Below are 23,368 nucleotides of genomic sequence, written 5' to 3' on the forward strand. Positions count from 1 at the left end.
ACAAGGCTGATCGCCTCGGCTGGGGTCGATCAGCCTACGCCATCAGAACGCCCAGTCCTTGGCTTCAACGAGCCGGCAGAACGGGCCTGCCAAGGTCGCATTGTGATGGGCCACGACCGCCCCGGCATCGAGTAGCGGGGTATCCGAGGTGGTGTGGCCGTCGGCGATCAACACCGTCTCGAAGCCTGCGTCGCGCGCTGCGCGGGTGGTGCTGTCGACGCAGTACTGGGTCTTCATGCCGGTGATGACCACGCCCTCGCAACCGCGATCGCGTAGCTGCGCTGCAAGGCTGGTCTGGGCGAAGGCATTGGGTCGGGTCTTTTCGAAGATCACTTCCTCGCCGTTGAGCTTCAGCTCTTCGATCAACGCGGTCAGCGGGCTGCCGGGCTCGATGGGCGAGCCGACGGGGCCAAAGTGACGCGCCAGAAAAATCGGCGCGCCGGCCTCGCGAGCGTTAGCCATCAGGCCATTCAAGGTGTCGATCAGTGCTTCACCGCGCCAGGGTTTTTCCGGGCCGTGGACAAGGCCGACCTGCATGTCGAGGATCAGTAGTGCGTACATGGCGTGTTTCCTTACGTATTAGCCAGCGGTGCAGAGGCAGGCAGGTTTATCACGGCCGTCATGAAGATGACTAACGATTTTGCGAAATCAATTCATTAGGGTCCACGAAAGGGCGCGCCCTAGAATGCCTGCCAATAACAGCGCAAACACGGATACATCGAGCACTCGACAATCACATGACGCTGTAAACTATCAGGCATTAGGGCACCTCATCACAATGAGCACTGAATTTACATTTGCCATCAAGCGCATACGTTTCGATGAACACTATCGCCCCTCGGAAAACACCCGCACCACCACCAACTTTGCCAACTTGGCGAGGGGCAGCAGCCGCCAAGAGAATTTGCGCAACACCTTGAGCATGATCGACAACCGCTTCAATGCGTTGGCGCACTGGGACAATCCCCGCGGCGACCGTTACTCGGTTCAGCTCGACATCATCACGGCCGAGATGACGCTAGAGGGGGAACACAGCGGTACGCCCCTGCCGTTGATTGAAATATTGAAAACCACGGTGATCGACCAACATACCCATGAACGCATTGATGGCATGGTCGGAAACAACTTTTCTTCCTACGTTCGCGATTATGACTTCAGCGTGCTGCTGCTCGGGCACAACCAGCACCAGCCGGCATTCAGCACGCCAGAGGGCTTTGGCGAGCTGCACGGAAAGCTGTTCAAGTGTTTCGTCAACTCAAGCGCCTACCAGCAGCACTTCAACAAGCCGCCGGTCATCTGCCTCAGCGTGTCGAGCAGCAAGACCTACCACCGGACAGAAAACCAGCACCCGGTATTGGGCATCGAGTACCAGCAAAATGAATACTCGCTGACGGACGCCTACTTCAACAAGATGGGCTTGAAGGTGCGTTATTTCATGCCGCCGAACAGCGCGGCGCCGTTGGCGTTTTATTTCACCGGTGATTTGTTGGCTGACTACACCAACCTTGAGCTGATCAGCACCGTCAGCACCATGGACACCTTCCAGAAGATCTACCGCCCTGAAATCTACAATGCCAACTCTGCCGCAGGAAGATCCTATCAGCCCAGTTTGAAGCACCAGGACTATTCATTGACACGCATTGTGTATGACCGCGAAGAACGGAGTCGCCTGGCCATTGAACAAGGACGATTTGCCGAAGAGCATTTCATCAAGCCCTATCACGCCAAGCTTGAACAGTGGTCGTCCAACCACGCGCGCTGATCTTCCTAATACACAAGGCCATCCCCCATGAAAAAACTGCTACCCACTTCAACTGCCGGCAGCTTGCCCAAACCCGCCTGGCTTGCTCAGCCCGAAACACTTTGGTCGCCCTGGAAGTTGCACGGTGATGAATTGATCGAAGGCAAGCACGATGCATTACGGCTGGCACTGCAGGAACAACAGCACGCCGGCATCGATATCGTCAGCGATGGTGAACAAACCCGCCAACACTTCGTCACCACGTTTATCGAGCACCTCAGCGGCGTTGATTTCGAGAAGCGTGAGACCGTCCGAATTCGTGATCGCTATGAGGCGAGCGTACCGACGGTGGTGGGCGCTGTCAGCCGGCAAAAGCCGGTGTTCGTCGAAGACGCCAGGTTCTTGCGCCAGCAGACCACGCAACCCATCAAATGGGCGCTGCCTGGCCCGATGACGATGATCGATACGCTGTACGACAGCCACTATAAAAGCCGCGAAAAACTGGCATGGGAATTCGCCAGGATCCTCAATCAGGAAGCCCGCGAACTCGAAGCTGCCGGTGTCGACATCATCCAGTTCGACGAACCGGCCTTCAATGTCTTCTTCGACGAGGTAAACGATTGGGGGGTAGCCACCCTGGAGCGGGCCATTGAAGGGCTCAAGTGCGAAACGGCCGTGCATATCTGCTATGGCTACGGCATCAAGGCCAATACCGATTGGAAAAAGACCTTGGGGTCAGAGTGGCGGCAGTATGAAGAGGCGTTCCCCAAGCTGCAGCAATCCAGTATCGATATCGTCTCGCTGGAATGTCACAACTCGCACGTCCCCATGGACCTCATCGAACTCATCCGCGGCAAGAAGGTGATGGTCGGGGCCATCGACGTGGCCACCCACACTATCGAAACCCCCGAGGAAGTGGCCAACACCCTGCGAAAAGCCCTGCAATTCGTAGAGGCCGACAAGCTCTACCCGTGCACCAACTGCGGCATGGCGCCCTTACCGCGTGAGGTAGCCAGAGGCAAGCTTAGCGCCCTGAGTGCAGGCGCAGATATCGTCCGCAGAGAACTCTCGGCCCGTTAACGGCCGGCAAACGTCAGGATTTTTCATGTCACTTCCCAGTTACCGCTGTCGAGCCTTCGCGCTTGTCGCCGCGCATCGCGCGGCTTGAGCGTTGGCCGACTTCTCATGATCGACTTGAGACACCTACGTACACTCCATGCCCTGCGCGAAACGGACAGCCTGCCCGACGCCGCCGAGTCCCTGCACCTGACCCAGTCGGCGCTGTCGCACCAGTTTCGCGAGCTGGAACATCGCGTGGGCATGCCCGTGTTCGTGCGCAAGTCCAAGCCAGTGCGCTTCACCACTGCTGGCCTCAAGCTGCTGCAGTTGGCCGACCAGGTGCTGCCGCTGATCCGCACCACGGAGCGCAACCTGAGCAAACTGGCGGGCGGCACGGCCGATCGGCTGCACATCGCCATCGAGTGCCACAGCTGTTACCAGTGGTTGATGCCTTCGGTGGATGAGTTCCGCAGCAACTGGCCGGAGGTGGAACTGGACCTGGCGTCCGGGTTGTCGTTCGCCCCACTGCCCGCCCTGGAGCGCGGCGACCTCGACCTGGTGGTGACCTCCGACCCGGTAAGCCTGCCGGGGATCACCTACGTGCCGCTGTTCGGTTACGAGGCCCTGCTGGCCATCGACAAGCATCATACGCTGCGTGACAAGCCGTTTATGGAACCCGCCGACCTCGCCAGTCAGACCCTGATCACTTACCCGATCGAACGAAACCGCCTGGATATCTTCACCCGCTTCCTCGATCCGGCCGACATCGAGCCGGCTCAGGTGCGCACCTCGGAAATGACCGTCATGATGATGCAGCTCGTGGCCAGCGGTCGCGGTGTTTGCTGCCTGCCCAACTGGGCCGTGCATGAGTACACCTCGCGTGGCTATGTCATCGCCAAGCGCCTGGGGGAGAACGGGTTGCAGGCTACGCTGTTCGCGGCGGTTCGCAGCGACATGCTCGAAGTGCCTTACATGATTGATTTTCTGCTCACGGCAAAAGACATTTCATTTGCGACGCTAGAGGGCGTCAATGCTGCGCCGGGGCTCTGCATTTGACTGCCAGCCGCAAGCACTGCGGCTAAGCCTCTTGATCTGTGGTCTTGTTTCACGCAGGTAGTGGGATCCCTTCAGAGGTGTGATCCGGTCAGCGTTGGGTCGAAGGCCCATCCCTTTCAAGGTGTTCTGAAATTGCGCGTGGCGTGAGCTCGCTGGGGCCGCTGCGCGCCCCTTTCGCGACACAAGGCCGCTCCCACAGGAGGGCGTGGTGCCAATTTTTTGCTCAACACGCGACAAATTACTGCAAGGCGCCGTCCAAGTGGGAGCGGCCTTGCCGGGGCGCCGGACCGGTCGGAAAGGGCTGCGCAGCGGCCCCGGCGAGCTCAAGCCAAGGACAGATTCAGGAAAATACAAAGACCTTGAAAGGGCTGGGTCTAAGCCCGAGTTACGGGCAAAAGAAAGCCCGCTGCTAGGCGGGCCAAGGTCTATCACGTAGGGATGGCTTCAGTCTCTACAGGGCAGCGTGAAAATTGAGTGAAAGAAACGTCCTCACAGCGTGATTGCGATGTATTTGTAATGGATTTGGCCACTTCCGGCGCTCGAGCCCACTCAACCAGAACGCGGTAGCCATCAAACCCGCCAAACCATCGTTTGCACCCTGATATGCGGATGACTCTGCAGGTTTTCCCATTCATCCAAGAACGAAAACCCATGCTTCTGGTAGAGCCTCACAGCGTCCACATTCTCGGGTGAGACATCCAGGAAAACGCGGTCATGGCCACTCTCCAGCGCGCGTGCCTTGACCGACTCGACCAGGCCAGCCGCCGCACCGCAGCCTCGTGCCGCGGGCTCGACCCACAGGCCGATCAGATTGAAGCGCCCCGCGTCGCTGACTGCAGCCCCGATCATCCCAACCGCTTGGCCATCGAGGATTGCCAGCCAGAATGCCGTGCCCGTCGATGAGGCGCGCACTTTCCACGCCTCGTCGGTGTAACCAGAGGCCGCCTCGTAACTCACGCCAAAGGCTGTTGGTGAGTCCCTGAGTGCGGCAAGCCGGACGTGCTTCAAGCGCAGCCAGTCGTCTGCTGTCGTCAGTCGAATCTCCATGCACACGGTCATCTGGTTACCCGACGTTTTTCAAATCGCGCATCACGATCATCGACCGCTCCGGCCCATGCCCACCCATGACGCCGATAGAAGCCGACCGCGCGCATGGCCTCATCGGCATCGGTGGTCAGGTGAATGGTCTCATGCCGCTGGAACAGAGATTCCTCTGCCTGCTGCAAGAGCAACCGCCCTACCCCTTTCCCCTCGAGGTGCGGACGCACGAACAGCGCAAAGAGCTCGCCGTCGTCGATGTCGACCATGGCAAACCCGGCGGCTTCACCCTGCAGTTCGGCGATCCACACGCAGGGCGCTGCGCGGATGGCGTCGCCGATGGCGGCTGGAGTGATCCCCATCGCCTGCATCTGCTCACGCGAAAGATGGTTTTGCTGAACGCTGGTGCGGATGTCGAACAGCAGATCGATATCGCTGGGCGAGGCCAGGCGTAGGGTTGCGGTCATGATGAAGTCCTTGTCCATTGCGCGTACAGGGCGTGTTTGCTGACGTCATGCATACCACCAGATTTCATCAGCATTGCACAACCCTGTGGGAGGCCAGCGCCGCGATTTGAAAATCACAGCTGCGTCGTTACCAGGATGCCGCTTTCAAAGCGCGCGTCCAGCATTGCGCAGAACGTGTCAAAGTCGTGCGCGGACTCTGGCGCAACATACATCAGGCTCTGGAAGTGGTCGGCGTAGTCTTGAAGGTACAGCCCATCCTTCCCGTAGTACTGCTGCGCGAACACGTTCCCTTCATCGCTCAGGTCATCGTCCGTGAGTTTGCCATCGCAATAGCTGAATAAAAACTCGGTGGCGGAGAGCTCGCCACTGATCACGCGCGCGAGGGCTTCAGGCTCTTCCTCGATGTAAAACTCGCCCGCCCAGCCTTTGATAAAGCACCATCTAAGAAAAAGCGCGATGTGGGTTCCGCCATTTTCCTGTGGCTGACCCGCTGGAAAGTCGTTGCCATAGTGCCAACTTGCATCGTCGTATTTCATAGGTGTCCTTGGGGTGTGCTGACTCAGTCTATGCTGCTACAGAAGATCGCAGTGTATCCAGGGCCGTACAAGGGCTTGCCAGGATAAGTTCCTCGCCTTTCTTGCAATGGTCACCCGCCTTGCCACGGTCGGTGAGCAGCATTGCTTGGCGTCCGTAATGTCTAGAGCTCTTCAGCGAGAGCATCCCACTCGGGGCAATTTGGAGTCAGACCCAACGATGAGCCGGCCATGACCGTATCCGATCGCCTCAGGTTTCTGCGCGTCGTTCTGGTTGCGGCTGGCCTCGCGTGCCTTGCCCTCTACCCACTTATGTTGTACTGGCCGTCTGGCTGGGCCTGGCACGCCGGTCACTCGGACTACCCGATGATGATCGTGGGCATCTACGCCACACTTGGGGTTTTTCTGATCCTGGCCGCGCGTGATCCATTGGCCAATCTGAGCCTGATCTGGTTCACCGTGTGGTCTAGTGCCGTACATGGAGGAATCATGGCCCTCCAGGCAATCACCCAGCCGGGGCAGATGGGTCACTTGGCAGGGGACGTGCCAGCGCTCTTCATCGTGGCGGTCGCCCTGGCCATCTTGACGCCCCGCTCCAAATGGGCCGCTCGGCGCCGGACACACCGTGGGGCCTAAGACCCAGTCTGACTGTCACGAATGACCGGTTGCTTTTGTGACATCAGCAATCCCTGCATCAAGCTCATCCTCCAATTCGGGAGGTGCTTCTTCGCCTTCCAGCGTCGTACATTCTCATTCAACGCTCCAGTTCGGGTGCTGAGGTAGATAGCGCCATCCCCGCTTAGACCGCTGCGTAATTCAAACCTGCTCAGGGTTTCATGGGTGGCATTTTGATGCTATTTTTTGCCGTTTTTACCTCAAACGCCCTGCTACCGCGCTGTCCGTAGCCTTGCTCTACGGGCTGCTCCGGTTGAAATGTCAGCTTCTTTTGAAAACGGATTTTTATGCTCAAGCTTCGCCCGTGTGCAACGTCACTGATCAGCGTGTCGGTGTTGGCCCTCTCTTCTCCTGCACTGGCGGACTTCAGCTTTGGTCGAAGTGAAGCCGCCATGCGCGGGCTCATCCGCAGCTACGGTTATCTGCTCGGTCAAGACTACGCACTGGAACGCATAGCCCAGCTGTACCCCGCGTTACAGGCACCCATCAGAGACGCACAGCTTAATTTCGCCAGCGCCTACGGTGCGACGATCATGGATCAACTGAGCGGGGAGTTGACCGCCGGCGTGGGCGGCGACACGTTTCGGCAGGTGGCCGCTAAAATTAAGTCCAGCACGCACGACCAGATCATGTCCGCCTCCATGCCCTATGACGAGGCTGTCGAATTTATCGCCGAAGTGAACAACCGAGCGAAAGGCAAGCTAGACGGCACTATCCTCCCGTACTTGCTGGCGACCACCTACAAGGGTCAGCCCGCCGCTGAGTTCTCGGCTGACCGGCTTCAACGGTTCAATACCCAGGGGCACCCCAAAGCCCTCGGCTTGAACCTGGCCGTGGCGCTCCCCGCCTCGTGGGGCGCGGCTGAAGTCGAGCCTGCACATATCGTCCAGAAATGGCAAAGCATGGCGGGCTACGGGCAGCAGATGATTACCCTCGAAGTCCACAACGCCGAGGCCAAGGTTACGCAGGAGGAGATCAAGGGGATGATCGACGCGGGCCAACTCGGCACGGTAGCCCCGTCTGGAAGCGTAGTCACCGCTGGCGGCGTGCAATCGGTCGAGTCGCTGCCAGGCTACTGGCTGGACTATACGACCAGCACTGAACGGGGTGGCAAGACGTTCTATCACGCTGGCCGTCTCAATGCATTTTATACGTCTGACAAGGCCTTCCTGATCAGTTGCATGACAACGGCTGACGGGAGCCAGAAAGCGCAAGCGCAGGAAGACTTCAAGAAGATCCAGGCACTGTGCCCCCTGGTGGTGAACAGTGTCGCGTTGAAAAAATGACTCCGAAAGTGCGCTAAGCATATACGGCTCAACCGGCGTTGCGTTGAGCTGACGCGCGCACTGAATGGGTGGCAAGATCGAGAAACCGGGCGGTTATCGAACGCACCCAGCGCGTCAGCTCCGATGCCCAGCAGCCTGATGACGGCCACCCTGGACGCACAGCATGGAAGGTTTGTGCTGTCCGCCACGCGCACGCCATCGCACCGCTTATCGCTACCCTGCGAGCGGTTTCAGTCTCTCGAAAAATCAGCGCCTAGAGCGCGGTATCGCTACGTTTACGGGATTTCAGGCGGGGCCGAGCCAGTGCTCCGCCAGGTGTCAAAACCCTGAAATGAAGCGCTCATTTGCGCCACATTTGACGCTTCATCAAGTCTGCGCGCTAGCTGATTACTTCATCAAAAACCACCCACCTTAAGTCTAACGCCGCTCCATAAAACCGCTCTAAATCGGTACTTTCAGCCGACGAAAAAGTTAACTACACATTTAGTTACATGTGTTACGGTGCCGCCGCCCAGCGGGGGGGACCTGTGCCTGTTCCAGCTGGGCAGCTTCCCATTCACTGGAACTTTCCATGCTTAGTAGACGAGAATTTTTTGTCTCCAGCGGCGCTGGCGTGATGCTGCTGACGTTGGGCGCACCCACACTTCTGCCCAAGGCCCTGGCGGCCAGCGGCGCTCTCGAAGTGCCTGTTGCCCCGGCACCATTCATAGCCCTGGCTGACCAACTCTCCGGCCAGATCGGTGTAGATCGCGAACTGGTCAACATCGTGCATCAGAAACTTCAGCTGACGCTGCCAGGCCTCGACACGCTGGTCGAGCAGTTGCTGGCAGCGCTGCCTGAAGTGTCCGCCGTGAATGCCCCGGCCGACCGACTGCAATTGCTGGCCAGCAAAGCGCCGGATCTCAAAAGCCTGTTCCTGCGGGTGAACACCGCGCTGTACCTGGGCACCGTCGAGGACGCTGAAGGCGTGCGCGAGTGCGTGGCCTTCGAAAGCGTGGCGGCCTACCAGGCCGTGTCGGACTTCGTCGAGCCCCCGAGCTATTGCACCGGAAGCCCGAATTTCTGGGTCAACCCTCCTGCCTACGCCCTGCAAGAAGATACCGAACGCCATGCCTGATTCGAATTCCACCCCCCTGTCGGCCGACGTGGTCATCATCGGCGCCGGTGCCGCTGGCGGCGCCGCTGCCGTCAAGCTGCTGCGCAAGGGCCTGTCGGTACTGATGCTCGAGGCCGGCGCACCGCTGGACCAAGGCATGCTGGTCTCCAACTACCGCAACGGCGCGTACAAGAACAACCACATGGCGCCGTACCCGACGATGCCCTGGGCGCCTCAGCCGAACTTCGTCCCCCACGACAACGGTTACCTCATCCAGAAGGGCCCTGCCCCGTATACCGCGCAGTACATCCGCGGCGTGGGCGGCACCACCTGGCACTGGGCGGGCCAGGCGTGGCGGCTGATCCCCAACGACTTCCGCATGCAGACCCTGTATGGCCAATCGGTCGACTGGCCGATCAGCTACGACGAACTCGAGCCCTACTACTGCGAAGCGGAGATCGAGATGGGCGTCTCCGGCGGCGGTGCGCTGGCGGGTGACTACGGCTCGCCGCGCTCGATGCCGTACCCCATGGACGTCCTGCCGCTGCCCTACGGCTTCGAGCGCCTGCGCCAGCGCTACGAGTCGGTCGGCCTGGAGCTGCTGCCAGGCCCGCAAGCGCGCAATAGCACCGCCTACGACGATCGTCCGGCCTGCTGCGGCAACAACAACTGCATGCCCATCTGCCCGATCGGCGCTCAGTACAACGGCAGCATGTCGGTGCGCCGAGCCCAAGGGCTGGGCCTGAACCTGATCAGCAACGCCGTGGTGTTCAAGCTCGAGACCGGCGAAGGCAACCGCATCGTCGCCGCCCACTTCATCGACCAGAACAAGGAAGTCCACCGGGTCACCGGCAAGCACTTCCTGCTCACCGCCAATGCCATGGAAAGCGTCAAGATCCTGCTGATGTCCAAGGATGAGCGCAACCCCAATGGCGTGGCCAACGCCACCGACCAGGTCGGCCGCCGCCTGATGGACCACCCGGCCAGCGCCGTCGAGTACCTGGCCGACGAGCCGCTGTACATCGGCCGTGGCCCGATGTGCCCGGGCAGCATCAACAATACCCGCGACGGGGCTTTCCGCAGCGAGCGCTCTGCCCTGCGCATCGATGTGCACAACGACAACCCGACCCGTTACCTGACCGAAAAGTACCTGGCCCAGGGTTACTACGGCAAAGAACTGAACGAGAAGATCAAGCGCGATGGCGAACGCTTCGTGCTGCTCAAGTCGATGTTCGAAATGCTCCCGGACCCGGAAAACCGCATCGTCCTGAGCGACCAGAAGGACGCCTGGGGCATCCCCAAGATGGAGATCCACTACCGCTTCCCCGAGTACGTGCACCGTGGCTACGACACCTGCCGCGAACTGTTCGCCGACTGCGTGAAGGCCTCCGGCGGCAGCGAAGTGAAGTACTCCGACCGCGGCCAGTACACCAACAGCCAGCACATCACCGGCACCTTGAGCATGGGCAGCGACCCGCACACCTCGGTGTGCAACAAGCTGGCCCAGGCCCACGACCACGCGAACCTGTACTTCGGCGGCACCGGCGTGATGCCCACCGCTGCGCTGGTCAACTCGACGCTGACCGGGGTGGCGCTGTCGCTGCTGGCCGCCGACAGCATCATCCAGGCTTCGCTGTGAGGGGCTACGCATGTTGATGAAAACAGGATCGACAAAGGCGCGCGCTCGCTTGAAGGCGCTGGTCTGGTGCGGCGTTGCCGTGGCGGTCGCCGCGGCGATCGGCGCCGGCAGCGTGATCTGGAAGCAAGCAAAGATCGACATGCCGGTGGCCAAGCCTGGGCAGGACAGCGCGGCGTTGATCGAACGCGGCCGCGCCGTGGCCCTGGCCTCGGACTGCGTGGCCTGCCACACCTCCGAGGCGAGCAAACCCTATGCGGGCGGCATGGCCTTCGACACACCGTTCGGCAGGCTGTACTCGACCAACATCACCCAGGACCCGGTCAACGGCATCGGCACCTTTACCGACGCCGAGATCGTCGGTTCGGTGCGCAACGGGATCTCCCAGCACGGCAGGCGCCTGTACCCGGCCATGCCGTACACCTCGTACACCGGCATGTCCGACGACGACACCCTGGCACTGGTCGCCTACCTGCGCACGATCAAGCCGATCGACAGCAAGCCGCCAGAAAACACCATGGGCTTCCCGTTCAACCAGCGCTGGGCCATGGCCTTCTGGAACGTCATGAACTTCCAGTCCGGGCGCCAGCTGCCAGTGGCCGGCAAGAGCGATGAATGGAACCGCGGCGCGTACCTGGTGCAGAGCCTGGAGCACTGTGGCGAATGCCACACCCCGCGCAACTTCATCCAGGGCTTTAGCCATCCGAACCTGGGCGGTGGCAACCTGGTGACCTGGAGGGCCTACGACATCACCAGTGGCCAGAGCGGTATCGGCACCTGGAGTGATCCCGAGCTGTTCACCTACCTCAAGACCGGTGCCGTGCATGGCAAGGCCAACGCCGCAGGGCCCATGGCCGAGGCGGTGGAGAACAGCCTGAACCACCTGCCCGATGCCGACCTGCACGCCATGGTGGCCTACCTGCGCGACTTGCCCGTCACCGGCACGCCGAGCCTTGTACCCGCCCGCACCGGCCAGGGCCAGGCGTACACCGGCACCACGGCGCTGCGCGCCAGCCATCCGCAGTACGACCCGGACAGCGACGCGCTGGGCGCCGAAGTGATGTTCAACGCCAACTGCGCCACCTGCCATGCGGTCACCGGCAAGGGCGTGGGCGAATACCCGCGGCTGTTCGGCAACAGCGTGCTGGGCGCCGTCGAGCCGACCAACCTGGTGTCGGTACTGCTGCGCGGCGTGCACCGCAAGGTCGATGGCCAGGAGGTGTTCATGCCTGGCTTCGCCAACCTGAGCGATGCCCAGTTGGCGACCTTGAGCACCTTCCTGTTCAAGCAGTTTGGTAATTCGCAGGTACAGGTCACCGCAGCGGAAGTCGCCAAGCTGCGCTGACACCCTTCACTCACGCACCCGGCTTGCCGGGTGCTTTCGCTAAATCGTCAGGAGAACTTCATGTCCGTACGATTCCTGCTGTCCGCCGTGCTCGCCCTGGGCGTCGCCGGTGCCGCCCAGGCCGCCGATTCGGTTGCCCTGCCTTCGATCAAACAACTGGACCTGGCCGCCGCCGAGCGCATCGCTCAGGCCGCCGATCAGTACGCCAAGCAACAAGGCTGGGTGGGTTCGATCGCCGTGGTCGACAACGCCGGCTACCCCATCGTGGTCCGCCGCATGGACGGCGCCACCGCCATCAGCGCCGACCTTGCCATCCGTAAGGCCAAGGCCTCGGCCCTGTTCGGCGCCCCCAGCGTGAACTTTGAAAACCGGGTCAACGATGGCCATCCGGCGTTGCTGGCACTGGACGTCACCACCCTGGCCGGCGGCCAGCCGATCCTGGTGGAGGGCAAGGTGATTGGTGCGGTGGGCGTGAGCACGCCGGTGGGTGCCCACGATGATCCGATTGCGGTGGCTGGCGCACACGCGGTTGACGGCGCACACTGACGGCAAGGGTGCGCTGAGCCAAAGCGCACGCCTTCAGTCTCTGAGCAATTAAGCCTGCAAGCCGGCCTTGAACAGGTCGATCAGCTCCCGAAGCCCGGGGGGCATTTGCCTGCGCCCCGGGTAATAAATATGGAATGCCGGCTCCATGGGCGCCCAGTCAGGCAAAACCTCCTGCAACTCACCTCGATCCAGATAACCCCTTACACGGTCTTCCAGGCAATATGTGATTCCGCAATCCGCCAGCGCCATTTCGATGCCAAAGGTGGTTTCGTTCACACATAGCTGCCCTGGCACATCAATGCATTGATGATCGCCGTCTTTCTCAAAATCCCAGCGGTAGACAGTTCCGTTTCCTGTGCGGATCTGGATGCACTGCTGGCTTTTGAGGTCTTCAGGAACCAGAATTCTGGCGTTCGCGTTGAGGTATTTAGGCGACGCCACTGCCACCCATCGCAACGCTTCGCTGATGCGTACGGCGATGTAGTCTTCCGCAATGGTGTCACCAAAACGTATGCCAGCATCAAAGCCGGCTGAGACGATGTCTACCATTTTGTCGTCGACCGCCACCTCCACCGATACCTCGGGATACGCTTCCAGGTACCGGGGCAAATACTGAGTGAACAGCAGCCGCGCAGCATCACTCAGTACGTTCAACCGAAGTCGTCCGGAGGGACGGTCGCGGTGCCTGTCGAGTGCCGTCAACGCGCCACTGATTTCGCTAAAGCCTACGGTCAGTCGTTTGGCGAGCGCTGCACCCGCGTCGGTTGGCGAGACTGTACGACTGGTGCGGTTGAGCAATCGCACACCCAATCTTGCCTCGAGATTGCGCATCGAGTGGCTAAGTGCGGAGGTGGTAATCCCTAGTTCGACCGCTGCTCGGGTAAAGCTGCGAAGCCGCTCTACCGCAAGAAACGCGTTCAGATCCGCGAGATCAGCGCGGGACAGCCGGGTCGTAGGAAGTGCAGGCATGGGGGCTTCCAATGGTTGAGCCTAATTCAACAGTGTATGGGATAAAGCTAATCAATCTCGGGCTTGTGCGCGTGTAACATCGATTTAATTCAACAATCGGTGTGGCTGTCCACTGCCGCGAGAGAGAGTTTCTGGTGTTCCATACGTATCTTGCCGTCGCCTACCTTTATGTCCTGTGGCGCTTTGTCATGCCTCTGCCGCTCAGTGGCTGGAGCCGAGCGGCGCTAGCAGTCGTTCTGCTGTTGGTGTCCAAGTACCACCTGATCCTGATCGGCGTGTACGGGACAATGTTCTCGCCGGAGTTCCCACGACCGCTAGTGCTCGTTGCCGGTTGGCTGTTCTGCACGTTCGTGTTCATCCTGGTGTTCACGCCAATCGTCGACCTGGCATCGGTGATGCTTTCACTGCTGTGCAGGTCCCCGGTCAGGCGCATGTTCGGTGTCCGTGCGCGGACCATGATCGCGTCGCTGTCAATGGCCCTGGCTGCGATCGGGGTCCACCAGGCAGTCCAAGTGCCAGCCGTGCGGCAGGTGGAGTTCACGATCAAGGATCTGCCGCCTTCACTGGACGGCCTGAAGATCGTTCATCTCACCGATCTGCACATCAGTCGTCTGTTCCAGGCCGGCTGGGTGAGCGAGGTGGTCGCTCGCACCAATGCGTTGAGCCCCGATGTTGTTCTGATCACTGGAGACCTGATTGACGGGACAGTGGAGGCCAGAAGCAAGGATGTGGCACCGCTGAGCGGCCTCCGTGCACCGATGGGCGTTATCGCTGTACCGGGAAACCACGAGTACTACTTCGACGGCCGAGCGTGGGCTGCCGAACTCCGAAAACTTGGGATGCGCGTACTGACAAATCAGCATGCCGTGCTGACCAAAGGCTCGGGCTCATTAGTGGTCGCAGGTACCACAGACGAGTCAGCACCCACCTACGGCCAAGAGGGACCCAACCTTTCCAGGGCACTCGAAGGTGTCTCCCCAGGTGCCCCAGTTGTGCTCCTCAAACATCGGCCCATGGGCGCCCATCAAGCGGCTCAAGCCGGAGTCAGCCTGCAGCTTTCCGGGCATACCCACGGCGGCATGATTTCCGGCCTCGGCCAAGTCGCTAAATTTGCCAACCAAGGCTTTGTCTCCGGGCGCTATGAGGTGGGAGACATGCATCTCTATGTGAGCAACGGTACCGCGCTCTGGAACGGATTTCCGATTCGCTTGGGCGTGCCTTCGGAAATCACGGAGATCGTGCTGCGCGCTGGGAGTGCTTTTTGATCGCGGACAAGTCAGCCCTCGATGCAGCGTCAAAAGCGCTGCCTGACGAGTTTCCAACCGTGGTTCTTTATCAATTGAGACGGGGCTGCGCTCGCAAGCCTGTAAGGGATGTATGAAATGACGAGTCATTCAACAGCAGATACCTCTGCAACTGCGTACGATGCCAAGCACATTCACGCACCTCATGGCGTCGCAACGGCGATCACTGTTCTCGGATTCGGCGGGCTCTTCATCGGGACGGGCGAGTTCGCCTCGATGAGCTTGCTGCCTGGTCTTGCAGCGAGCACTGATGTGTCGATCCCGATTGCCGGCGGCTACATCACCGCCTATGCGCTCGGTGTGGTGACAGGGGCGCCGCTCATTGCGATCCTGGCCGCCAGGTGGCCGCGAAAATCGTTGTTGATCGCTCTGCTCGCACTGTTCTGTATTGGCTACGGCGCGAGTGCGGTGGCGTGGGATCACACGACACTGTTGGCCGCACGCTTCCTGGCTGGACTGCCCCACGGTGCTTACTACGGGGTCGCTTGCCTGGTTGCGGCGACCCTGGTGGCTGAGCACCGCAAGGCGCAAGCAGCCGGGTATGTCATGGCGGGGCTCGCAGCCGCAAACGTCATCGGGGTGCCCGCTGCCACGTGGATTGGGCAGCTTTTCGGATGGCGCGGGGCCTTCGCAACCCTCGCCATTGGAGGCTTGCTGGTCATGGCGCTGTTCTGGTTGCTCATTCCGGCGATGCCCAAGGATGAATCGGCGAGCCCTGCAGCGGAAATGAGCGGGCTGAAAAAACCCCAGTTGTGGTTGACCCTCGCCACTGCATCAATCGGGTTTGGCGGCATGTTCTCGGTGTACAGCTACATCACACCCACATTGACTGAAGCCACGGGGCTTGCGCCCGGCCAGGTCCCCATGGTGTTGGCACTTTGGGGCGTGGGCATGATCGTGGGCAACCTGGTCGGCGGTTGGCTTGCAGACCGAGCGTTGGTGCCCGCCATCTTCTCCATCATGATCTGGAACGTGATCTTCCTGTCGCTCTTCTCGATCTTCGCGTCTTCGACGATCGGGATGTTGGTGGTGTTATTCATGGTGGGCTGTGGGTTCGCGCTGGTACCTGCGCTTCAGGTTCGATTGATGAATGTCGCAGGTGAGGCTCAGACCCTCGCAGCGGCACTGAATCACAGCGCTTTCAATATCTCCAATGCCGTGGGTGCCACGCTGGGCGGCCTGTCCATCGCCAGCGGGCTTGGCTGGGCCTCCACTGGCTGGGTAGGCGCCGGCTTGGCAGTGCTTGGCATCCTCTTTTTTGGCGTATCGATCGGTTTCGAGAGGCGCAAGCTGGCCACCGCCAGCAATGGCGGTAGCACCCTCAGCCACACGCCCAGTCCAGTTTCATCTCGACCAGGTCCAACTGCGCATTGCCGCTGCCGAAATTGAACCCGCCAAAATGCTCCTCGAACTCCAGGTAGAACGGGCCGAACGCTGGATAGTTCTGTATCGGGAACATCGTGCCGCCCAGATGATTGCGGCCATCAAACTGCGTCAGCGCCTCACTCTGCTCACCGCTGAAGGCGGGTACGTAGCCGCTGTCCTTGCAGTCTTCCTCATACTCCCGGGGTGGCTTGCCGACGTTTGGATCGCCTTCGCGAACCTGCGTGCGGATTGCGAACGCTGTGTCGAGACCCGCTGCCGGGCCATCACCGGGCAGCCAGTCAAAGGCGGGGCTCGCCGGGTTGCGGACTTTGTCGTAGGCCAGGTACTGGGCATAGCTCTGGTCAAACCAAGCAGGGGCCTGGCCCAGCAAGGGGTTGCCCTCCAGCCTGGGCACCGGGCAGATAGCCCCTTCGAACTCCGCCTGGGTCAGCCATATCGCTGCGTACTGCGTACCCAGGAGGTCAGTGAGGTCAAACCGCATCGGGTGGCGCGCCCGCCGATGCTCCCAAAAGGGCAGAAACGCTTCATCGCCTGGCGGCTGATCCGACAGCTCGCTGGCGAAGTACGCCTCGATCGCGGCGCTGGATGGCAATTCCTCGAATTGATCGTCCACGAACACGCTGAGTGCCACGTACTCGTCGCCTTGAGTGCGGTATTCGCGCGGCAGTTGCAGCGTGAACGCATGGCGCAGCGGGTAGCCGAGGCGCTCGCTCAGCGGCCACTGGTGCGGGGTGATACCTGGCGGCAGGCCCAGGCTCCAGCCGCCCGACCAATGCTCGCCGCGACCGGTCTTGGGTAGCAGGCATTGCGGGGCGCGGAGCAAGTCGTAGGCGGTTTTCAGGTGAGGGTCGGCCAGTAGTTTTTCTGGCTCGGGGTAAAGGGCGTTCGGCTGGCTGATCTCCAGCGCGCCGATGTGCTGGTCGAGGATCCGCACCAAGAGCACGAACCCTTCGCGCGTTGCCTCAGTGTACTCGGACCATTCGCCGAGTTCGGGGGTGTGGGGCAACGGATGCAGGCCAGGGCGTGTAGCCAGGGCATCAGCCAGCGACATGCCGATGTGCAGGCCTTCAATCATCTCCGTTGCTGGGAAGTTCCGATAGAAACTCACCCTCCCAAGCCTGCCGGCGGCATCGATCTGCGCGCCAAAGCCTCGGGTGTGCGTACCGGGTACGCGGCCGTAGCCGTCAGGTGATGACCACTTCTTGCCCATCACGCTGGCAAGTGATTCGACGGGCATCATGGGCCGTAGTGTGGCGATCCGGGCTGCTTTCATGCTTCTGGGTCCATGGTGCTCAGGCAACGGGCATGCCTGATGTGCTTCATCCCTGGGTAGTTTCTCAGTCGGTGCGACGGGGCGAGGTTGTGTGCCTGGCCCCGATGTTCTCTGCGCACCGTGCGCCGCCAATAGGCGGACAGCACGGCAGAGCGGGACTGAAATCAGTCCGCGGTCTGCTCCGCAGTGGTATCGGCGGCCGGGGCCGGGACAGCCGCTTTCGCCTTCGCGCGGTTGCGGCGGTCTTGGCCGCGTTGCCGTGCGGCTTGTTGCTTGGCATGAATCGCCTGGGCGGCGGTCACAATGCCAGCTGGCTGACCAGTCAAGTCAAGGCGCGGCGCGTCTTCCACCATGCTTGCCCAGTAGCGAGCGCCCCGGCACCAGGTAGAGATGCCCAGCTTGAGCTGTTCACGGGTAAGCCCGAGCAGCTCAAGGTGTTGCTCGGCATCCTTGAAGATGCCCTCTTTGAGCGGCACCTTGGGGGCCGGGTTGACCGGGAAGGCCAATGGAAAATGCTTCTGCAATGGCCAGATCGCATCCACCGCCGGATCCTTGTCCCGCGGCTTCGCCTGCGGGGCGGATTTACGCTTCAGGGGTTTGGCGCTTTCGGCCTTTACCTGCTCTTTTTCCGCCCGTAGACGGTCACGTAGCTCAGCTAGTTGTTCAAAACCCATCGTTAAATTCACTGCTTCGACATTGATTGCGTGGTGCAAGGATATGCCATACCGCGCTCGAGATCAGCTGAAACAGGATGAATCGCTGTTTTTCCCGTGAACACGCCGTGACGGCTCTGGCCGAAAGCACCTGTCGCGCTCGTCCGCTTGGGCCAAAAGTGGCATCCCTTTCGAGGCCTCGGTTGGTCCTGAATGTATCTTTGGCTTGAGCTCGCTGGGGCCGCTGCGCGCCCCTTTCCGACCGGTCCGGCGCCCCGGCAAGGCCGCTCCCACAAGTTACGGCGTCGGCTTCACGGCTTGCGCGGTCCTGTGGGAGCGGCCTTGTGTCGCGAAAGGGCTGCGCAGCGGCCCCGGCGAGCTCACGCCAAGCGCAATTTCAAATCACCTTGAAGGGGCTGACCCTAAGCGGCCATCATTTGCACTGCATATAATCCTAAGTTGCTGTACCCCTGACTCAAGGACCGAGCCGTGACGACTTCCCCCGAAAAGATTCTTTTCCTTCCCGGTGCGTCCGGCAACACCCAGTTCTGGCACCCGGTCGCCGAAGCCCTCGAAACGTCAGTGGCTGTGCAACACATGGGCTGGCCCGGTTTTGGCAATACGCCAGCCGATCCGAATGTCACCCGCCTGGAGCATCTAGCCGCTCTCGCGATTGCAGAAATCGACAGGCCCGTGGCGTTGGTGGCGCAATCGATGGGCGGCGTTGTCGCAGTACACATTGCACTTGAGCGCCCCGACCTGGTCACCCACCTGGTCCTCGCCGTCACCTCGGGCGGCTTGAACCTCCCGGCGTTGGGCGCCATGGACTGGCGCGCGGCGTTCGAATCAGAGAACCCGAACCTCCCACGCTGGTTCCTGGACGATCGCACCGACCTTTCTGCGCGCTTGCACGAACTGCAACTGCCGGTCCTGCTGTTGTGGGGAGGCACGGACCCGATCAGCCCGATCTCGGTGGGTCAGCGGCTGGCGCAACTGATACCCGATACCCGGCTGGAGGTGTTTGCCGAGGCCGGCCATGACCTCGGCAGTACTCATGCCAAAGCTGTCGCGCAACTCATCGACAACCACCTTGGCCGTGTGACGGTGTTGGAGCAGGGTTGATTGCCCCGGATCACGACACCTTGATGACCACCTTGCCAAACGCGCCACGGGCCAAGTGCTGGAAGGCCAGCTGCGCATCTTCGAACGCATAGGCCTGCTCGATCACCGGGCTAATCTGGTGCTCGTTCAAGAAGGCATTCATGCGATCGAACGACGAGCGAGGCGCTACCGCGATGCCACGGATCGTGGTCTGGCGGAAGATCAGCGGCATCAAGCCCAGCGTTGTCACTTGCCCGGTCAGAAAACCGATCTGGGCGATCTTGCCGGCCGCTTTGGTCGCCAGGATCGACTGGTTCAAGCCCTCCCCTCCGGCCACATCCAGCAGCAGGTCTACACCCTTGCCGTCGGTAAGCTTGAGCACTTCTTCTTCCCAGCGCGGGAAGGTTCGGTAGTTCACCCCAGCCACTGCCCCGAGCTTTTTCACCGCCTCCAGGTTGGCATCGCTGCTGGAGGTGACGATCACCTTGGCGCCTAGGGCGGTTGCAAGCTGCACGGCGAAAATCGAGACACCCCCCGTACCTTGCACCAGCACCGTCTGACCGGGTTGGATCTGGCCGTAATCGACCAGCGAGTACCACGCTGTCAGCGCGGCGATCGGCAAGGTCGAGGCTTCTTCGTCAGACATCTTGTCTGGCGTACGCACCGCGCTGTCTTCATGGATGATCATGTATTCGGCCAAGCCACCCGGCAGCGGCATGCCGAAGCAGTACGCAGGCTCGTCCGGGCCCGGCTCGCCGTCGATCCAGCGCGAGTACAAATGCGAGCTGACGCGGTCACCCAGCTTGTACCGGCTTACGCCATCACCCACTGCCACCACGGTGCCCGACGCATCGCTGACCGGGATCAGTGGCTTTGGCACGAGGTGCGGTTCGTAGAACCCCTCGACGATGGCTTTGTCGCGGAAGTTAAGCGATACCGCGCCGATCTTGACCAGCAGTTCGCCTGCCTTGGGTACCGGGGTGGGTGTTTCTCCGAGTGCCAGATTGTCGAGACCGAAATCGTGCAGAAGCCATGCTTTCATGTGCCTATCTCCAGGGGGGTAGCAAATCAACTGGCGACAGTTTTGCTCAAGGACAGGACACGATAAATGCCCGACCAGGCACAGGATTGTTATGCTAGAAAGCAACAATAAAACAACTCAATGCCCAGCAGACTGAAACAAACCAGCGTAGAAAGGGAGCGCTATGGAGCTACTCCAATCCATGCAAGTGTTCGCCCGCGTGGCCGATCTCGGCAGCTTCACGCGTGCCGCGGACGCCCTGCAGATAGGCCGCCCGCAGGTGACCCGAGCCATCCAGGCGCTGGAAGCCTCACTCGGTGTTCGGCTGTTCCAGCGCACCACGCGCACGGTTCGGCTGACGTCCGAGGGCGAACGTTTCTACCAGCGTGTGAGTGCAATTCTGGGTGATGTCGCTGAGGCCACGTCGATGTTTGGTGTCGCTGGCTCGACACTGCGTGGGCGTTTACGCGTCGACATCCCGACCGCATTTTCGCAGCCTGGGCTCATCCAGGGCCTGAAGGATTTTACCGCGCGCTATCCGGCCGTCGAACTCGCACTCGGCGTCACGGACAGAACGGTTGATCTGGTTGCCGAGGGTGTCGATTGCGTACTGCGCATTGGTGAGCTGCCCGACTCCAGCCTGATCGCTCGGCGTATCGGTCAGGCCACGATGGTGACATGCGCAGCCCCCCGCTACCTTCAAGAGCACGGTGAACCGAAAACGCTGGAGGACTTGAATACGCACCCCGGCATCACGTTCTTGTCCGGTCAAAACCAACGCCCGCTGCCGTGGCAGTTCATGCAGGGCGGTAGCGAACAAAGCTACATCAGTCGACAGGGCATCACGGTCAACGAATCCAACGCCTACGTGGAATGCGGGGTTGCCGGATTCGGCATTCTTCAGGCGCCGGGGATTACCCTCGATCGCTTTTTGGCGGAGGGCTCACTGGTCGAAATTCTGCAGCCGTTCCGCCCTCAGGCTCGCCCCGTCTCGGTCCTGTACCCGAGTAAGTCTCACCTGGCACCCCAGGTGGCGGTGTTTGTCGACTGGGTGCGTGAACAGCTCCCGCTGATCTATGACCGCTGGTTGGAGCACTAGCGGTGCTTGCGGCCCGCCTGCCGAGCTGCAGGATCGAACCAGAGCGTGTGCTTTGTCTAAGAGGCTGGCAGCAGATTGACGACCCGGAGGGCGGCCCGGCATCACGTAATGCCAAGCACCAGAACTCCTGGAGCGCAGATTTAGCGTCGGGATTGATACCCACGCACCTGCCAGCTTTATCAGGAATAACCGACCTTCTCACATCTCCTCGATTTGCCGGTGTATAGCGATTAGATCCGGCAGAAACTTCAGGCAATGAGCGGTAAAAAACTCTCGGGATTTATTGATCCGGTACCTATCGAGCAAGCAGTGCAAGGCCTGCTCCAGCTTTGAATAGTTTGTAGTTTCCAGCTGACTGACGACCGTGAAGCGAAATGGCACCCCGGTCGTATAGAGCTGGGTGATGCGCTTGTCTACGGGGCCGGTGGTGATCCCAATCTTGACTATCTCGACCTGGTCAGCGGTATAGAGACCGGTAGAGAGTACGTATAACGTGCCAATCCGCCTCCAACTTGGCAAGGTCTTCCCCCTCGATGAATTCATCGTCCTTGATCTCGACTGAGGCCGCGTCCGCCAAGAGCGTCATTAAGTGAGGTTTACGACTCTTATCTGCAGCGATGTCTGATGCGCCTCTGCAAGCCAGATAAATTCGAGCCAGAACCGCATGGTCCACGTCCTTGTAGTTTCCTGCCGCGACATTCTTGAGATGGCTTGCGGTGCCGACGTGCTGGGGGTATTCAACCTTCACGATCTCTCGGATCTGCTGGGGTGTTAGTCCCTCCGGGCGCTGGCGAAGAATCTCGCGCACTACATCGGTGAAGCTGAGTTCGTTCTGCATCTTCAGTCCTGGAAAAATGCTGCGTTACGTTAGGATCCCGAGCGCGTCGGGGACAAGAAGCTCATGTGCGCTGTAGCACGGCGCGGTCCGCAGCAGCAACCGATTGAGCGCCAATCCGCCAACGATGGACACTTTTCTTTGCGGGCTGCCAGCCCTCTCAGCCATTGAGCCGTCGCCACTCACCGGGCGACACCTTCTCGTACTGCCGAAAAGCCCGGTGATAAGAGGTGACGTCCTGGTAGCCGAGCAGATACGCCACCTCTTTGAGTTCAAGGGACTGATCAGCCAGCAGCTGAAAACCCACTTCGCGCCTGGCCTCGTTGAGCAGTTCGCTGAACGTTGTACCGTGCGACGCCAAGCGACGTTGCAACGTCCGCTCGCTCTGCAACAGCGTCCGTGCGAGCTGTTGCACACTCGGCCGCCCGCCTGCCAGCGCGCGCTTCAATACGCCGATGACCTGCTCCCGGAACCCCACGGGCGCTTCGATCTCTTGTACGGCGGCTGTCAGGCCGGGGGTCATGAAGTGCAGCACTTCCGGATTGTGGCCATTGAACGGCAGGTCGATGTCGGCCGTGCTCAGTATCAACTGGTCATGGGCTGCGCCGTAGCGAATCGCGCAGCCGAAATAACCCGCATGGGTATCCAGTGTCTGCCGCGGGCGTCTCAAGCGCAGCGCCAGGGGCACCAGGTGTTTGCCGGTGCCTCGGCGGCCTAGCTCGAGTATCAAGGCAAAACAGGCCTCCACCGAAAGATACGGTTCCGGGCCGGTGCCGGCGGGCCACTGGATGGTCAATGACACCGTGCCGTTGCGCTCGTCCACGCAAAGGCGGTCGGGACTGCACAGGCGCTTGAAGCGCGACAACCTCGCCAGCCCATCGCGAAAGTCGGCTGCATATAACGCCGCCAGGAACGCCAGTTTGTGTTTGGCAGTGGGCGTGTCGCGGACCATCTTGATGGCGAACGCCGGGTCTGCAGACAGCGCCTCGATGGCGTTCCAGACGGCGAACAGCTCACCCGTACTGACCATGGCTGCTTCGTTGAGATGAAGGTCGCGGGGCAGTCGAGCGTGTTGTTGAATCGACGAAGGACTGAGCCCCAGTTGCTCGACCGCCTGCCAGAATGCTCGGGGTAACTTGCACCGCTCGGTGCCGGTCTGGGGGTGGGGCATGTCGATACTCCGCGCCGCCGGTGCGCGGCAGTGCCTGATGCAGCGCCGCGTTGGTGGCGCACTTCGCTAGTGTTTTGG

General features: G+C 60.8%; 24 protein-coding genes. 13 read left to right on the plus strand and 11 right to left on the minus strand.

Annotation, left to right across the window (positions count from 1 at the left end; translation table 11 throughout):
• Nucleotides 1-42: 42 nt before the first annotated feature.
• A complete protein-coding gene (locus tag CCOS865_RS06465; RefSeq protein WP_119139024.1) occupies nucleotides 43-561 on the minus strand; it encodes a cysteine hydrolase family protein in 519 nt (172 codons plus the stop codon).
• Nucleotides 562-778: 217 nt separating this feature from the next.
• On the opposite strand from CCOS865_RS06465, the gene CCOS865_RS06470 reads away from it, so the two are divergent.
• The 3 genes from CCOS865_RS06470 (at nucleotide 779) to CCOS865_RS06480 (ending at nucleotide 3,856) form a co-directional block, all read left to right on the plus strand.
• The gene (locus CCOS865_RS06470; protein ID WP_119139026.1) at nucleotides 779-1,762 is read left to right on the plus strand and encodes a DUF1852 domain-containing protein; all 984 of its coding nucleotides are present in this window, start codon (nucleotides 779-781) and stop codon (nucleotides 1,760-1,762) included.
• 27 nt (nucleotides 1,763-1,789) lie between these two features.
• Nucleotides 1,790-2,821, plus strand: a complete 1,032-nt coding sequence (locus CCOS865_RS06475; RefSeq protein WP_119139028.1) for a methionine synthase — start codon at nucleotides 1,790-1,792, stop codon at nucleotides 2,819-2,821.
• A 105-nt stretch (nucleotides 2,822-2,926) separates the two neighbouring features.
• Nucleotides 2,927-3,856 carry a LysR family transcriptional regulator gene (locus CCOS865_RS06480; RefSeq protein ID WP_119139030.1) on the plus strand — a complete coding sequence of 310 codons (930 nt, stop codon included), beginning with the start codon at nucleotides 2,927-2,929 and terminating at the stop codon, nucleotides 3,854-3,856.
• Nucleotides 3,857-4,426: 570 nt separating this feature from the next.
• Here the strand turns inward: CCOS865_RS06480 and CCOS865_RS06485 are convergent.
• From CCOS865_RS06485 to CCOS865_RS06495, 3 genes are all read right to left on the minus strand, one after another.
• Nucleotides 4,427-4,903: a GNAT family N-acetyltransferase gene (locus CCOS865_RS06485; protein ID WP_208644500.1), complete on the minus strand. Its 477-nt coding sequence runs from the start codon at nucleotides 4,901-4,903 to the stop codon at nucleotides 4,427-4,429.
• Between the two features lie 8 nt (nucleotides 4,904-4,911).
• Nucleotides 4,912-5,361: a GNAT family N-acetyltransferase gene (locus CCOS865_RS06490; RefSeq protein ID WP_119139198.1), complete on the minus strand. Its 450-nt coding sequence runs from the start codon at nucleotides 5,359-5,361 to the stop codon at nucleotides 4,912-4,914.
• A gap of 113 nt (nucleotides 5,362-5,474) precedes the next feature.
• Nucleotides 5,475-5,897, minus strand: a complete 423-nt coding sequence (locus tag CCOS865_RS06495; RefSeq protein ID WP_119139032.1) for a DUF7832 domain-containing protein — start codon at nucleotides 5,895-5,897, stop codon at nucleotides 5,475-5,477.
• Between the two features lie 228 nt (nucleotides 5,898-6,125).
• On the opposite strand from CCOS865_RS06495, the gene CCOS865_RS06500 reads away from it, so the two are divergent.
• The 6 genes from CCOS865_RS06500 to CCOS865_RS06525 all read left to right on the plus strand — a co-directional run bounded on the left by CCOS865_RS06500 (nucleotide 6,126) and on the right by CCOS865_RS06525 (nucleotide 12,478).
• Entirely contained in the window at nucleotides 6,126-6,530 is a 405-nt protein-coding gene (locus CCOS865_RS06500) for a DUF6632 domain-containing protein (RefSeq protein WP_119139034.1), read from the plus strand.
• Nucleotides 6,531-6,856: 326 nt separating this feature from the next.
• Complete coding sequence (locus CCOS865_RS06505; RefSeq protein WP_147406491.1) at nucleotides 6,857-7,855, plus strand: hypothetical protein; 999 nt, start codon at nucleotides 6,857-6,859, stop codon at nucleotides 7,853-7,855.
• A gap of 571 nt (nucleotides 7,856-8,426) precedes the next feature.
• Nucleotides 8,427-8,972 carry a sugar dehydrogenase complex small subunit gene (locus CCOS865_RS06510; protein ID WP_119139038.1) on the plus strand — a complete coding sequence of 182 codons (546 nt, stop codon included), beginning with the start codon at nucleotides 8,427-8,429 and terminating at the stop codon, nucleotides 8,970-8,972.
• Nucleotides 8,965-10,590, plus strand: coding sequence for a GMC family oxidoreductase (locus tag CCOS865_RS06515; RefSeq protein WP_119139040.1), 1,626 nt, complete (start codon nucleotides 8,965-8,967; stop codon nucleotides 10,588-10,590). The genes CCOS865_RS06510 and CCOS865_RS06515 overlap by 8 nt, the downstream gene beginning before the upstream one ends.
• Nucleotides 10,591-10,639: 49 nt before the next feature.
• Nucleotides 10,640-11,932 (plus strand): cytochrome c, encoded by a 1,293-nt coding sequence (locus tag CCOS865_RS06520; protein WP_167469021.1) that lies wholly within the window; start codon nucleotides 10,640-10,642, stop codon nucleotides 11,930-11,932.
• A 60-nt stretch (nucleotides 11,933-11,992) separates the two neighbouring features.
• Nucleotides 11,993-12,478 carry a GlcG/HbpS family heme-binding protein gene (locus tag CCOS865_RS06525; protein WP_119139044.1) on the plus strand — a complete coding sequence of 162 codons (486 nt, stop codon included), beginning with the start codon at nucleotides 11,993-11,995 and terminating at the stop codon, nucleotides 12,476-12,478.
• Between the two features lie 48 nt (nucleotides 12,479-12,526).
• On the opposite strand, the gene CCOS865_RS06530 is transcribed toward CCOS865_RS06525, so the two are convergent.
• Nucleotides 12,527-13,447, minus strand: coding sequence for a LysR family transcriptional regulator (locus tag CCOS865_RS06530; protein WP_119139046.1), 921 nt, complete (start codon nucleotides 13,445-13,447; stop codon nucleotides 12,527-12,529).
• Between the two features lie 134 nt (nucleotides 13,448-13,581).
• Here CCOS865_RS06530 and CCOS865_RS06535 point away from each other — a divergent pair, with 134 nt between their 5' ends.
• Complete coding sequence (locus CCOS865_RS06535; RefSeq protein WP_119139048.1) at nucleotides 13,582-14,712, plus strand: metallophosphoesterase; 1,131 nt, start codon at nucleotides 13,582-13,584, stop codon at nucleotides 14,710-14,712.
• Between the two features lie 117 nt (nucleotides 14,713-14,829).
• Nucleotides 14,830-16,140 carry an MFS transporter gene (locus CCOS865_RS06540; protein ID WP_119139200.1) on the plus strand — a complete coding sequence of 437 codons (1,311 nt, stop codon included), beginning with the start codon at nucleotides 14,830-14,832 and terminating at the stop codon, nucleotides 16,138-16,140.
• On the opposite strand, the gene CCOS865_RS06545 is transcribed toward CCOS865_RS06540, so the two are convergent.
• Nucleotides 16,073-17,437, minus strand: a complete 1,365-nt coding sequence (locus CCOS865_RS06545) for a DUF7256 domain-containing protein (protein ID WP_147406492.1) — start codon at nucleotides 17,435-17,437, stop codon at nucleotides 16,073-16,075. The two genes, CCOS865_RS06540 and CCOS865_RS06545, sit on opposite strands and share 68 nt — an antisense overlap.
• Before the next feature lie 137 nt (nucleotides 17,438-17,574).
• A complete protein-coding gene (locus CCOS865_RS06550; protein WP_119139052.1) occupies nucleotides 17,575-18,084 on the minus strand; it encodes a ProQ/FinO family protein in 510 nt (169 codons plus the stop codon).
• A gap of 468 nt (nucleotides 18,085-18,552) precedes the next feature.
• Between CCOS865_RS06550 and CCOS865_RS06555 the strand changes: the two genes are divergently transcribed.
• Nucleotides 18,553-19,185, plus strand: a complete 633-nt coding sequence (locus tag CCOS865_RS06555; protein ID WP_119139054.1) for an alpha/beta fold hydrolase — start codon at nucleotides 18,553-18,555, stop codon at nucleotides 19,183-19,185.
• A gap of 10 nt (nucleotides 19,186-19,195) precedes the next feature.
• Here the strand turns inward: CCOS865_RS06555 and CCOS865_RS06560 are convergent, their stop codons facing one another.
• Nucleotides 19,196-20,206, minus strand: a complete 1,011-nt coding sequence (locus tag CCOS865_RS06560) for a zinc-dependent alcohol dehydrogenase family protein (protein WP_119139056.1) — start codon at nucleotides 20,204-20,206, stop codon at nucleotides 19,196-19,198.
• Nucleotides 20,207-20,369: 163 nt separating this feature from the next.
• On the opposite strand from CCOS865_RS06560, the gene CCOS865_RS06565 reads away from it, so the two are divergent.
• Entirely contained in the window at nucleotides 20,370-21,284 is a 915-nt protein-coding gene (locus CCOS865_RS06565) for a LysR family transcriptional regulator (protein ID WP_208644501.1), read from the plus strand.
• 198 nt (nucleotides 21,285-21,482) lie between these two features.
• Here CCOS865_RS06565 and CCOS865_RS28660 read toward each other — a convergent pair whose 3' ends face one another.
• From CCOS865_RS28660 to CCOS865_RS06575, 3 genes are all read right to left on the minus strand, one after another.
• Nucleotides 21,483-21,827 (minus strand): GIY-YIG nuclease family protein, encoded by a 345-nt coding sequence (locus CCOS865_RS28660; RefSeq protein ID WP_415842604.1) that lies wholly within the window; start codon nucleotides 21,825-21,827, stop codon nucleotides 21,483-21,485.
• Entirely contained in the window at nucleotides 21,742-22,122 is a 381-nt protein-coding gene (locus CCOS865_RS28290; protein WP_208644503.1) for a hypothetical protein, read from the minus strand. The genes CCOS865_RS28660 and CCOS865_RS28290 overlap by 86 nt, the downstream gene beginning before the upstream one ends.
• A 157-nt stretch (nucleotides 22,123-22,279) precedes the next feature.
• Complete coding sequence (locus CCOS865_RS06575) at nucleotides 22,280-23,290, minus strand: AraC family transcriptional regulator (RefSeq protein WP_119139058.1); 1,011 nt, start codon at nucleotides 23,288-23,290, stop codon at nucleotides 22,280-22,282.
• Nucleotides 23,291-23,368 lie beyond the last annotated feature (78 nt).

It is taken from the genome of Pseudomonas reidholzensis, from assembly GCF_900536025.1.
GTDB lineage: Bacteria > Pseudomonadota > Gammaproteobacteria > Pseudomonadales > Pseudomonadaceae > Aquipseudomonas > Aquipseudomonas reidholzensis.

Bases quoted from the DNA above. Each gene is read 5' to 3' on its own strand.
- CCOS865_RS06465 (WP_119139024.1), bottom strand. From the start codon at position 561: ATGTACGCACTACTGATCCTCGACATGCAGGTCGGCCTTGTCCACGGC.
- CCOS865_RS06470 (WP_119139026.1), top strand. From the start codon at position 779: ATGAGCACTGAATTTACATTTGCCATCAAGCGCATACGTTTCGATGAA.
- CCOS865_RS06475 (WP_119139028.1), top strand. From the start codon at position 1,790: ATGAAAAAACTGCTACCCACTTCAACTGCCGGCAGCTTGCCCAAACCC.
- CCOS865_RS06480 (WP_119139030.1), top strand. From the start codon at position 2,927: ATGATCGACTTGAGACACCTACGTACACTCCATGCCCTGCGCGAAACG.
- CCOS865_RS06485 (WP_208644500.1), bottom strand. From the start codon at position 4,903: ATGGAGATTCGACTGACGACAGCAGACGACTGGCTGCGCTTGAAGCAC.
- CCOS865_RS06490 (WP_119139198.1), bottom strand. From the start codon at position 5,361: ATGACCGCAACCCTACGCCTGGCCTCGCCCAGCGATATCGATCTGCTG.
- CCOS865_RS06495 (WP_119139032.1), bottom strand. From the start codon at position 5,897: ATGAAATACGACGATGCAAGTTGGCACTATGGCAACGACTTTCCAGCG.
- CCOS865_RS06500 (WP_119139034.1), top strand. From the start codon at position 6,126: ATGACCGTATCCGATCGCCTCAGGTTTCTGCGCGTCGTTCTGGTTGCG.
- CCOS865_RS06505 (WP_147406491.1), top strand. From the start codon at position 6,857: ATGCTCAAGCTTCGCCCGTGTGCAACGTCACTGATCAGCGTGTCGGTG.
- CCOS865_RS06510 (WP_119139038.1), top strand. From the start codon at position 8,427: ATGCTTAGTAGACGAGAATTTTTTGTCTCCAGCGGCGCTGGCGTGATG.
- CCOS865_RS06515 (WP_119139040.1), top strand. From the start codon at position 8,965: ATGCCTGATTCGAATTCCACCCCCCTGTCGGCCGACGTGGTCATCATC.
- CCOS865_RS06525 (WP_119139044.1), top strand. From the start codon at position 11,993: ATGTCCGTACGATTCCTGCTGTCCGCCGTGCTCGCCCTGGGCGTCGCC.
- CCOS865_RS06530 (WP_119139046.1), bottom strand. From the start codon at position 13,447: ATGCCTGCACTTCCTACGACCCGGCTGTCCCGCGCTGATCTCGCGGAT.
- CCOS865_RS06540 (WP_119139200.1), top strand. From the start codon at position 14,830: ATGACGAGTCATTCAACAGCAGATACCTCTGCAACTGCGTACGATGCC.
- CCOS865_RS06550 (WP_119139052.1), bottom strand. From the start codon at position 18,084: ATGGGTTTTGAACAACTAGCTGAGCTACGTGACCGTCTACGGGCGGAA.
- CCOS865_RS06560 (WP_119139056.1), bottom strand. From the start codon at position 20,206: ATGAAAGCATGGCTTCTGCACGATTTCGGTCTCGACAATCTGGCACTC.
- CCOS865_RS06565 (WP_208644501.1), top strand. From the start codon at position 20,370: ATGGAGCTACTCCAATCCATGCAAGTGTTCGCCCGCGTGGCCGATCTC.
- CCOS865_RS28660 (WP_415842604.1), bottom strand. From the start codon at position 21,827: ATGAATTCATCGAGGGGGAAGACCTTGCCAAGTTGGAGGCGGATTGGC.
- CCOS865_RS28290 (WP_208644503.1), bottom strand. From the start codon at position 22,122: ATGCAGAACGAACTCAGCTTCACCGATGTAGTGCGCGAGATTCTTCGC.
- CCOS865_RS06575 (WP_119139058.1), bottom strand. From the start codon at position 23,290: ATGCCCCACCCCCAGACCGGCACCGAGCGGTGCAAGTTACCCCGAGCA.